The organism is Mesorhizobium sp. M5C.F.Ca.IN.020.29.1.1 (genome assembly GCF_003997375.1).
Classification (GTDB): domain Bacteria; phylum Pseudomonadota; class Alphaproteobacteria; order Rhizobiales; family Rhizobiaceae; genus Mesorhizobium; species Mesorhizobium wenxiniae.
Genome location: NZ_RZSW01000179.1, coordinates 1 through 10,903 on the forward strand (window position 1 = coordinate 1; position 10,903 = coordinate 10,903).

11 protein-coding genes are annotated in these 10,903 nt (G+C 63.3%); 10 read left to right on the top strand and 1 reads right to left on the bottom strand.

The features are described from left to right. The coding region (locus EOA85_RS16105; protein ID WP_164759693.1) for an FAD/NAD(P)-binding oxidoreductase at positions 1-966 on the bottom strand (966 nt) is incomplete at its 3' end. 468 nt (positions 967-1,434) lie between these two features. On the opposite strand from EOA85_RS16105, the gene EOA85_RS16110 reads away from it, so the two are divergent. The 10 genes from EOA85_RS16110 to EOA85_RS16155 all read left to right on the top strand — a co-directional run. After that, positions 1,435-2,724: an imelysin family protein gene (locus EOA85_RS16110; protein WP_206523308.1), complete on the top strand. Its 1,290-nt coding sequence runs from the start codon at positions 1,435-1,437 to the stop codon at positions 2,722-2,724. 127 nt (positions 2,725-2,851) lie between these two features. Then, a complete protein-coding gene (locus EOA85_RS16115) occupies positions 2,852-3,163 on the top strand; it encodes a (2Fe-2S)-binding protein (RefSeq protein WP_065005901.1) in 312 nt (103 codons plus the stop codon). After that, the gene (gene bfr / locus EOA85_RS16120) at positions 3,129-3,614 is read left to right on the top strand and encodes a bacterioferritin (RefSeq protein WP_065005900.1); all 486 of its coding nucleotides are present in this window, start codon (positions 3,129-3,131) and stop codon (positions 3,612-3,614) included. Before EOA85_RS16115 ends, bfr begins: the two co-directional genes overlap by 35 nt. A 12-nt stretch (positions 3,615-3,626) precedes the next feature. Next, positions 3,627-5,234: a di-heme oxidoredictase family protein gene (locus EOA85_RS16125; RefSeq protein WP_127210290.1), complete on the top strand. Its 1,608-nt coding sequence runs from the start codon at positions 3,627-3,629 to the stop codon at positions 5,232-5,234. After that, on the top strand, positions 5,234-6,313 hold the full coding sequence (locus tag EOA85_RS16130) for an imelysin family protein (RefSeq protein ID WP_127210292.1): 1,080 nt from the start codon (positions 5,234-5,236) through the stop codon (positions 6,311-6,313). Before EOA85_RS16125 ends, EOA85_RS16130 begins: the two co-directional genes overlap by 1 nt. A 103-nt stretch (positions 6,314-6,416) precedes the next feature. Next, positions 6,417-7,523 (top strand): DUF1513 domain-containing protein, encoded by a 1,107-nt coding sequence (locus EOA85_RS16135; protein WP_127210294.1) that lies wholly within the window; start codon positions 6,417-6,419, stop codon positions 7,521-7,523. Positions 7,524-7,704: 181 nt separating this feature from the next. Further along, positions 7,705-8,409, top strand: coding sequence for a tRNA (adenosine(37)-N6)-threonylcarbamoyltransferase complex dimerization subunit type 1 TsaB (gene tsaB, locus EOA85_RS16140; RefSeq protein WP_127210296.1), 705 nt, complete (start codon positions 7,705-7,707; stop codon positions 8,407-8,409). After that, positions 8,409-8,903 (top strand): ribosomal protein S18-alanine N-acetyltransferase, encoded by a 495-nt coding sequence (rimI, locus tag EOA85_RS16145; RefSeq protein WP_065005897.1) that lies wholly within the window; start codon positions 8,409-8,411, stop codon positions 8,901-8,903. Before tsaB ends, rimI begins: the two co-directional genes overlap by 1 nt. Positions 8,904-8,989: 86 nt before the next feature. After that, positions 8,990-9,790 carry a 1-acyl-sn-glycerol-3-phosphate acyltransferase gene (locus EOA85_RS16150; protein WP_127210298.1) on the top strand — a complete coding sequence of 267 codons (801 nt, stop codon included), beginning with the start codon at positions 8,990-8,992 and terminating at the stop codon, positions 9,788-9,790. A gap of 227 nt (positions 9,791-10,017) precedes the next feature. After that, the coding region (locus EOA85_RS16155; protein WP_245485803.1) for a MiaB/RimO family radical SAM methylthiotransferase at positions 10,018-10,903 on the top strand (886 nt) is incomplete at its 3' end.

Consider the following 10,903-nt stretch of genomic DNA (forward strand, 5'->3'; position numbering starts at 1 on the left):
GGACCAGAACCATGGCACCGCCGCAAAGGCGTCCGCATGGCCGACGATGGTGCGCGCGGCAAGACGCGCCTGGTCGGTCGCATTCTGCACCGATTCCAGCCGCACATCGCCGCCGGTGAGCCAGTGCCGGTAGGAGGCGGCATCGCCGATGGCGAGGATTTCAGGCACCGACGTGCGCATCTGCTGGTCGACGCGGATGCCGTTGGCGATTGGGATGCCGGCGGCCTGGGCCAGTTCGACATTCGGCACGACGCCGATACCGACGATGACCATCTGCGCCGGCAGGCGCTCGCCGGATGTGGTGATCGCAGCCGAGACATGGCCGTTCTCGCCTTCGAGCCGCGCAATCGTGGTGCCGGTGAGGATGCGCACGCCAGTCGCTTCCAGCCGTTGCCGCACGTGCCTCGCGATGACCGGCGCCACTGCCCGGCCGAGCAGCCGGTCGACCGCCTCGACCACGGTGACCTCGCGGCCGGCCGCTTTGAGCGTCGCGGCGATCTCCAGTCCGATGAAGCCGCCGCCGAGGATGACCACATCCTCGCTCTGCGCGCTCAACGCGCGGATCAGCCGCGCGTCGGCGAGCGATCGCAACGACACCACGCCTGAAAGCTCCGAACCCGGCAGCGACAGGATTCGCGGCCGCGAACCGGTCGCCAGGATCAGTCGGTCGAAAGGCAGCACGCCGCCACCTGATAGCTCCAGCCTGCGTCCGGCATCGATGCGGTCGACCCTGATGCCCGGCCGGTAGTCGATGGTACTGCCGGTATAAAAGGCCTCGCCGCGCAGCGGCTGCGGTTTGGCCTCTTGATCCTTGATGAAGGTCTTCGACAGCGGCGGCTTGTGATAGGGCAGTTCATTCTCGTCGCCGACGAGGATCACGGGTCCGTCGTAACCGTCCTCGCGCAGGCTGGCGGCCGCTTGCACGCCCGCATGACCCGCACCGACAATGACCACACCGTTTTTCATCGCAGCCCCAATTTCCTCATCCCCAATTCTTCGTCCAAGTCTAGGACGTCTCGCCACGCGGCAATTGTCTGACCCCGCCGCAAGACCACCTTTGCGGGTCGCACCCGGAATGGCGGTCCATCAATAGTGCTGTTAATGACGACAAGCTAAAATGCGGCTAAAGTTGACACTTGCAGTTTAGAATAATTCTAAACTGTTGTTTCGATTGGCTTTTCTCTCTGAAATCGGTTGACTTCCGGCGCCTTCATCGCTTTATGGAACCTTGCGTGTCAAGCGCATCCCTTTGATGTCTGGGCCTTGAACCCTTTCGATTGGAGGCATTTCGATGTCTTTCTTCCGCAAACCGCGCTATGCCGCGGCCTGTTTCTCGGCCAATGCCATGGACCTGCCTTGGTGCCGATTGCCTGCCGACGCGCCTTTGGCGCCGGCATTTCACTGAATTCCGAGGAGATGACAATCATGAGAGCGATGATCACGGCACGATATGGCAGGCTCGCCGCGATCGGCGCCACGGCGGCATTGACGGCGGCGATATTCGTGCTGCCGGCCAAGGCGGAAACCGATGCCAACGCTGTCATCAAGACCTATTCCGACATTGCGCTCGCCAAATATGAGGATTCGCTGACGACGGCGCAGGCGCTGGACAAGGCCGTCGACGCGCTGCTTGCCAAGCCTTCGGTGGAAACGCTGACTGCCGCCCGCGAGGCCTGGAAGGCGTCGCGTGTTCCCTATCAGCAGACCGAAGTCTACCGCTTCGGCAACGCCATCGTCGACGACTGGGAAGGCAAGGTGAACGCCTGGCCGCTGGACGAAGGCCTGATCGACTATGTCGCTGCCGGCTACGGCACCGAGTCGGATGCGAATGCGCTCTACACCGCCAATGTGATCGCCAACAAGTCGATTGAGGTCGACGGCAAGAAGATCGACGCCACCAATCTTACTCCGGAGTTCCTCTCCGGCACGTTGCAGGAAGCCGGCGGCATCGAGGCCAATGTGGCGACCGGCTACCACGCTATCGAATTCCTGCTGTGGGGCCAGGACCTGCACGGCACTGGCCCGGGCGCGGGCGAACGGCCCTATACGGACTACGATCTCGCCAACTGCACCAGCGGCAATTGCGATCGTCGGGCGCAGTACCTGAAGTCGGCGAGCGACCTTCTGGTTTCCGATCTGCAGGACATGGTCAACGAGTGGAAGGATGGCGGCGCCGCCCGCAAGAGCCTTGTCGATGGCGAGCCGAAAGTAGGCATCTCGACCATCCTCACCGGAATGGGCTCGCTGTCCTATGGCGAACTTGCCGGCGAGCGCATGAAGCTCGGCCTGCTGCTGCACGATCCCGAAGAGGAGCACGACTGCTTCTCCGACAACACCTACGATTCCCATCTCTACGATGCCGTCGGCATTCGTGCCGCCTATCGTGGCAGCTACACGCGCCTCGACGGCACCGTCGTCGAAGGCCCCGCGGTATCCGACATGGTCAAGGATGCCGATCCGGCGATCGACAAGGAACTGTCGGACAAGCTCGATGTCACCGTCGCCAAGATGGAAGCCATCAAGGCGCGGGCGCTTGGCGGCGAGGCTTATGACCAGCAGATCGGCGAAGGCAACATTGAAGGCAACGCCACAGTCCAGGCGGCGATCGATGCGCTGGTCGACCAGACCAAGTCGATCGAACGCGCCGTCGGCACCCTGAAACTCAATGCCATCGCCTTCGAGGGCTCGGACAGCCTCGATGCTCCAGACAAGGTGTTCCAATAAGGCGTCAAGAGCCTCGAGCACGATCCCGAACCGAAGGTCCGCGTAAAAAGTGGAAAGGATTTCGGTTCGATTGAGAAAATAAGCCACACGGCGCCGAGCACGCGTCGTCAGCCATACAGAGCAAATAATGCTGATCTGCCATTGCAACATCATCACCGAGAAGGAGATTGAGCAGACGATCGTCGGGCTGCTGGATCAGGATCCCTGGCAACTTATCGTGCCGGCGAAGATCTATCATGCCATGCAGAAGCGTGGTCGCTGTTGCGGCTGCTTCCCAAATGTGGTCGAAACGATCATTCGGGTAACCGAAAATTACCACGCCCGCTCGGAGGCGAGCGGCGTGGATGTCGTTTCACACCTGGATCGCGTCAGAGGCCTGCGCGTCCAATACGGGAGCAGAACCCATGAAAGGCGAACAGCAGATCATAGAGCGGCTTAACGAAGCTCTGTTTCTGGAACTTGGAGCGGTCAATCAGTACTGGGTGCATTTCCGGCTGCTGGAAGACTGGGGCTACGCCAAGCTGGCGAAGAAGGAACGCGCGGAATCGATCGAGGAGATGCACCATGCCGACCGGATCGTGGCCCGCATCATCTTCCTTGAAGGTCATCCGAACCTGCAGTCGGTAGCACCGCTGCGTATCGGACAGAATGTCAAGGAAGTGCTCGAATCCGATCTTGCCGGCGAATATGACGCGCGCACTGCCTACAAACGGTCGCGCGAGATTTGTGACGAAGCAGGCGACTACGTGACGATGAAGCTGTTCGAGGATCTGCTGTCCGACGAGGAAGGTCACATCGACTTCCTCGAGACGCAACTCGACCTGCTCGCCTCGATCGGCGAGGAAAAATACGGCCAGCTCAACGCCGCATCGGCCGACGAAGCGGAATAGGGACATGCGGGAATGCGGCGCCGCTTAGATTTCTTGCGCCGTTTGCGGCGGGCCGAGGGTTGCGGCCTGCCGTCCCAGGAAAACCCGCGATACAGCTGGCTTCGCGGGCTTTCGCTTGCCGTAGTGGTCCGACTTACGGCCTCGGCGATGGCCGGCGCGCCCGAACCGGCGGGCCTCGCCACCAGTCGTACCGATCTGACGCCGAAGGATCTGGCGCGCGTCATCGCCATCACCCGGCCGACCAAGGATTTTTCCAAGCCCGAGCAGTTCGAGCCGATGCAGGGCGGCGCCGGCACGTCACGGAAAGATCCCAACAAGGACGCTTTCTCGCAATCTTCCGCCAATATCACCTTCGAGGAAGAAGGCACCTTCAAGCTCGGCAATGCCCTTTTCCGCAAGAACTGGGTTTCGTCGCCCTCGTCGACGCAGGCGTCGGACGGGCTTGGGCCGCTATTCAACGAGCGGGCGTGCCAGAATTGCCATCTGAAGGACGGTCGCGGTCGTCCGCCGGAAGGCGACAGCGGTACCACCTCGATGTTCCTGCGGCTGGCGCGGCAGGCGAGCACCGATGAGGAGAGAGCAGCGCTGGCCGCCCGCAAGGTGCTCAACTTCCCCGATCCGGTCTACGGCTCGCAATTGCAGGACCTGGCCGTGCCGGGTCTTCGGGGCGAAGGCCGGATGCGTGTCGACTATCAGGAGCAGAAAGTCACGCTGCCGGACGGTACCGTGGTTTGGCTGCGCAAGCCGAGCTATTCGGTCGATGATCTTGCCAACGGGCCGCTCGATCCGCACACGACGCTTTCGCCGCGCATGACGCCACCGATGATCGGCCTCGGCCTGGTCGAGCAGATCGCACCGGCGGACATTCTCGCCCATGCCGATCCGGACGATCGGAACAGTGACGGCATCTCCGGCAAGCCCAACATCGTGCGCGATGGCCAGAGCGGCGAACTGACGCTCGGCCGCTTCGGCTGGAAGGCTCAGACGCCGTCGATCCGTCAGCAAGCGGCGGACGCATTCGCCGGTGACATCGGCATTTCGACGCCGGAAGTGCCAAACCACTGGGGCGATTGCACCGCGGCCGAAAAGACCTGCCTTGCCATGCCCAACGGCGTGCAGGAGCGCCTCGGCCCGGTCGAGGCGCCGCCGCCGGTCATGGACCTCGTCACCTTCTATTCGCAACACCTCGCCGTGCCGGCGCGGCGCGATCTCGACGAGCCCGATGTGCTGGCCGGCAAGAAGCTGTTCTACGACATGGGCTGCATTTCCTGCCATACGCCGAAATTCGTCACCCGCCGCGGCACGCCCAACAAGGCGCAGGCCTTCCAGCTTATCTGGCCCTATTCCGATTTTCTGCTGCATGACATGGGGCCGGGTCTCGCCGATGGGCAAGCGGTGGGCGAGGCTACCGGCAGCGAATGGCGCACTCCGCCGCTGTGGGGCAGCGGTCTTACCCAGACCGTCAACGGCAACAGCTTCTTCCTGCATGACGGGCGCGCGCGCACCCTGGCCGAGGCGATCCTGTGGCATGGCGGCGAGGGGCAGAAGGCGCGCGACCGCTTTGCCGCCGCCGATGCGGCCGATCGCGACGCACTGGTCAAATTCCTGGAGTCGTTCTGATGTCGAAGCGTCTTGCGCTTGTCTTGGTTCTCCCGCTGGTCCTCGCCGGCGCGTTGCCGGCATCCGCAGCGGCAAAGGCCTCCGACGTGATCCAGCAGGCCATCGACGGCTTTGTCCGCCCGGCTTATGCACGGCTGCATGAGCATGCGGACAGCCTGACCAAGGCGATGCGCAGGCTTTGCGACGCGCCTTCGCAGGATCATCTCGATGCGGCGCGCGCCGAATTCTCCGGCACCGTGGATGCTTGGTCGGTCGTCGAGATCATCCGCATCGGACCGATCACGCAGAACAACCGGCTGGAGCGCATGCTGTTCTGGCCGGACCGCAAGAGCATCGGCCTGAGGCAGGTCCAGGCGGCGCTGGCTAATAAAGATCGCACCGCCGCCGATCCAGCCCAACTGGCGACAAAGAGCGTCGCCATGCAAGGGCTCGGCGCGCTGGAGTTCGTGCTTTACGGCGATAGCGCCGAGCGGCTCGCCGGTAAGGACGATCCCTATCGCTGTGCTTACGGCGCGGCCGTCGCTGGCAACATCGAAACGATTGCCGCCGAGGTCAACGACGCCTGGAACAAGCCCGACGGTTTTGCCGCGCTTTGGGCCAATCCGGGAGCGCAAAACGCGCTCTACCGCGACGGCACCGAAGTGGTGACCGAACTGGTCGGCGTCTTCATCAACGAGCTGGAAATGGTGCGCGACGTGCGCCTAAAGGGCTTTTTGGGCAGCAATCCGCAAGCCGACAAGCCGAAACAGGCGATCTACTGGCGCTCGCAAAACACCGCGCGCTCGTTGACCGGCAATCTTTCGGGCATGGACGCGCTGTTCCAGGCCTCGCAGCTTGGCGAAGCGCTGTCGCCCGACGCGCGCTGGATGGCAGATTCGATCCACATCCAGCTCGTCAACGGGGCCGCCGACGCCACGGCCATCAGAGGTCCGATCGACAAGGCGCTCGCCGACCCGGCGCTGCGCCAGAAGCTCGACCATTTCTCGCTGGTGACATCCAGCCTGTCGACCCTGATCGGCACCAGGCTGACAGCCGAATTCGGCCTGACCGCCGGTTTCTCGTCGCTCGACGGAGACTGAGCATTGCAGACTTTTTGGACAAGATCATGCGGCAAAGAAACCGAGCATCACCCCAAAAGTTGCAGACTTTTGGACAAGATCATGCTCGAACGGAGATCGCATCCTGAAGACGCCGCTGATCGATCGCCGTGATTTCCTCAGGGCCGCCGGGACAGGCTTTGTTGCCGCGATGACGCCGTCCGCATGGGCGAAGACACTTGCGGCCGACGCCGTCTTCGCCACCGCTTTCGTCAAGCGTGACGGCAGCTATGGCGCGGCCATCCTGTCCGAGGCCGGCAAGGTCCTGCATGCCATCGACCTTCCCGCCCGCGGTCACGACGTCACCTTCGATCCGGTGTCGAAGCGCTCCGTGGTCTTTGCCAGGCAGCCCGGCACCTTCGCCGTGGTCTTCGACCACACAGGTCGCGACGAACCACGGACCATTGCCAGCGTCAGTGGACGGCATTTCTTCGGTCACGGCGTGTTTTCGACCGACGGTGCGCTGCTCTACGCCACCGAGAACGATTTCGACAATGCCGCCGGTGTGGTCGGTGTCTATGACGCGCGTGCGAAATTCAAGCGCATCAGTGAGTTCCCGACCTACGGCATGGGTTCGCACGAGCTTCTGTTGTTGGGCGACGGCAGGACGATTGCCGTCGCCAATGGCGGCATCGAGACGCATCCGGATTACGGCCGCGCCGAGCTCAACATCGCGACGATGAAGCCATCCTATGTGCTGGTCGACCGCCTGACCGGCGACCTTCTCGAAAAGCACGAACTGCCGCCGGAGCTGCACCAGCTGTCGATCCGTCACATGGCTGCCGATAAATCCGGCACGGTCTGGTTCGGCTGCCAGTACAGGGGGCCGGGCACCGATCGTCCGCTGCTGGTCGGCCGCGCCGCGCGCGGCAAGGATCTGCAACTGCTCGACATGCCGCAGGACGTGCTCTCCGGCTTCAGGAATTATATCGGCTCGGTCGCCGCCAATCCCGCAGCCGGCACTGTCGCGGTGTCCTCGCCGGAAGGGAATTCGCTGGCCGTGATCGATGCGGCCAGCGGCCGGATCGTCGCCACCAGCGCATTGGCCGAGGTCTGCGGCGTGGCGCCCGACGGGCCGAGCTTCATGGCGACGACTGGCACCGGCGAAATCCTCGAAGCCGGCGGCGCGACACGGTCCGAGCCGGGCTATGTCTGGGACAATCACATGCTGCGCATCGAGGAGACCGAATAGGCGCGTCCGGCACCGGTTCCCTGACGGTCCGTTCGCTAGAGGTTACCGCCTACAGGCGAGGTCGAAGCAAAGCCGCCAAACGATTTATGCATTATCCCCTTGCGGCGATGAGCCATGGCAGGCACAGGGAAATTGTTTTTCGAACCCCTGCGCCCAAGTGGGTGCTCCAACCGGCCGCCTCATGAAGTTGCTCGCCATCGACTGTGCCGCCAATCTCTGCGCCGCCTGTGTCTACGACGCGGCGGCCGGGAAGGAGCTCGGCCGTTCGGTGTTCGATCTCGGCAAGGGCCATGCCGAGCATCTGATGGCCGTCATCGATGAGGCGTTGAAGATCGGCGGAACCGACTATGCCGGCGTCGGCGCCATCGCTGTCTCCACCGGTCCGGGCTCCTTCACCGGCCTGCGCGTCGGCGTCTCGGCGGCGCGGGGTCTTGCGCTGGCGCTGAAAATCCCGGCAATCGGGGTGACGACGCTGGAAGCGCTGGCGGCGCAAGCCAAAGAGACATTTCCCGGCCGCGCGGTGCTGGCTGCGCTCGAGGCCGGGCGCGACGAGATCCACGCCGCGCTTTACGACGAAGTATCGGTTCTGCGCTATGGTCCGGCCGTGACCACGCTTTCGCAATCCGTCGCCATGGCGGTAGATCTCTCTCCGGTTCTGGCCGGCACAGCTGCCACGCAAATTGCCGCCTCGGCCGGGCGCGCCTTTGATATCGGCCCGACAAGTGCCACGGCTGACATCGCCGTCTATGCCCGGCTGGCTGCCGGCCAAGCTGCCGGCAAAAAGGCTGAAGGCGAAAAGCCGAAACCGCTCTATCTGCGCGGCGCTGACGCCAAGCCGCAGGCCGGCTTTATCCTGTCCAGGAAGAAAGCCGGGAAGAAAACCTGATGCGCATTCCTTTCCTCCAGCCGCGCCGCAGGGACTTTGCGCTCGAGCCGCTGACGATTGCCGACAGCGCGGCCATGTCGGTGCTGCATCGCGAGGATTTCGTTCGGCCGTGGACCGACGACGAATTCGCCGCACTGCTCGAGCAGGACGCGGTGTTCGGCTATGCCGCGCGCGAGACCGGACAGGGTGCCAAGCCGCCGGTCGGCTTCGTCCTGGCGCGCCTGGCTGCCGGTGAAGGCGAGATCCTGACTGTCGCGGTGGCGCGCTCCCATCGCCGCCAGGGGCTCGGCTGGCAATTGATGGATGCCGTTCTGCGCGAACTGCACGCGCAACGCGCCGAGGCGCTTTTCCTCGAGGTCGACGAGACCAACGTTGCCGCGATCGCGCTCTACCGGCGGCTGGGATTCCGCGAGGTCGGCAAGCGTCCCAACTATTACAGGTCGCCCGAGCACGGCCCGACCGGCGCGCTTGTCATGCGCCGCGATCTTCGCTAGCGCAGATTCAAATTGCTAGAGCGTACGTTGTGCGTCCAATTGGACGCACTTCGCTCTGGCCATACGTGGGCAGGGCCTGGAGCAAAATGATCGGAAAAATCAGGATTTTCCTGGCACTGGGCCTCGTTGTCGTCGGCTCGTTGATTCTCGTGCCGTTGCAGATCCTGTCGATGAAGACCGGGCTCTGGCGCGAGACGTTCGTCCTGAAGATCTGGCACCGGCTCATCATCAGGGCGCTGGGCATGCGCATCCATGTCAATGGGACCCTGTCCAGCCAGCGCCCTCTATTGGTTGCGTCGAACCACATCTCCTGGACCGACATCATGGTACTGGGGTCGATGGTCGACGTGAAATTCATCGCCAGGGCTGACATGGCCGGTTGGCCATTGATCGGCATGTTATCGAAGCTGCAGCGCACTGTCTTCATCGAGCGTGAGCGCAAGCGTTCGTCGGGCGACCAGGCGAGCGAGATCGCCAACCGCATGGCCAAGGGCGACGCCATGGTGCTGTTTGCCGAAGGGTCGACCGGCGACGGCAACATGATCTTGCCGTTCAAGAGCACGCTATTCGGCGCCGCCTCGATGGCAATTTCGGAAGGGGCGGCCGAAACGGTCTTCATCCAGCCGGTGGCGATCGTCTATACGCGCCTGCATGGCGTGCCGCTCGGCCGCAGGCACCGGCCGATTGCCGCCTGGATCGGTGACGAGGATTTGATGCCGCATCTCAAGGTGCTGATGGCGGAAGGCGGGCTCGATGTCGAAGTGCATTTCGGTGAGCCGGTCGCCTTTTCAAAGGGCTCCAGCCGCAAGGAAACGGCAAGGCTGATGGAAAGTCAGGTGCGTGATATGGTGCAGGCGGCGCTCGCCGATCCGCGCCCGAGCCGGTAAACCGGAATAGCTACTGCGCCAATCAAGTGCTCCAGCGTCTTGCGCGTCCAAGAGGACACATGGCGCTGCAGGGCAGAATCGTCTGTTTTTTGTCGGCGAAAGGCGTTAGAAGCCGCCAGATGGAATTGAACACGATCGAACGGGACGACATCGAAACTGCGGCCGAAAGTGCGGTCGTACCACCTGCCGCGACCAGGAAGGTCTTCGTCAAGACCTATGGCTGCCAGATGAACGTCTACGATTCGCAGCGCATGACCGATGCGCTGGCCGCCGACGGCTATGTGGTAACGGACGCCATCGGTGAGGCCGATCTGGTGCTGCTCAACACCTGCCATATCCGTGAGAAAGCCGCCGAGAAGGTGTATTCCGAACTTGGCCGCATTCGTGAGATGAAGGCCGAACGGGCTCAGGCCGGCCGCGAGATGCTGGTCGGTGTCGCCGGCTGCGTGGCGCAGGCAGAGGGCTCCGAGATCATCCGCCGCTCGCCGGCCGTCGATCTGGTCATCGGCCCGCAGACTTATCACCGGTTGTCCGACGTGCTGGCACGGGTGCGCCGCGGCGAAAAGATCGTCGAGACCGACTACGCCATCGAGGACAAGTTCGAGCACCTGCCGCAGCCGAAACGCGCCGAGATCATCAAGCGCGGCGTCACCGCGTTCCTGACCGTGCAGGAAGGCTGCGACAAGTTCTGCACCTTCTGCGTCGTGCCTTATACCAGAGGCTCGGAAGTGTCGCGGCCGGTGGCGCAGATCGTCGCCGAGGCCGAGCGGCTGGCGCAAGCCGGCGTGCGCGAGGTGACGCTGCTTGGCCAGAATGTCAATGCCTGGCATGGCGAGGGCGAAAACACCGAGGAATGGGGTCTTGGCCGCCTGCTGTTCCGGCTGGCCGAGATTCCCGGGCTGGCGCGGTTGCGCTACACCACCAGTCACCCGCGCGACATGGACGACGAATTGATCGCCGCCCATCGTGACTTGCCGGCGCTGATGCCCTATCTGCATTTGCCTGTGCAATCCGGCTCCGACCGCATCCTCAAGGCGATGAACCGCAGGCATACGGCAAAGGATTATCTGACGCTGCTCGACCGGATCCGCGCCGCACGGAGCGATATCGCGC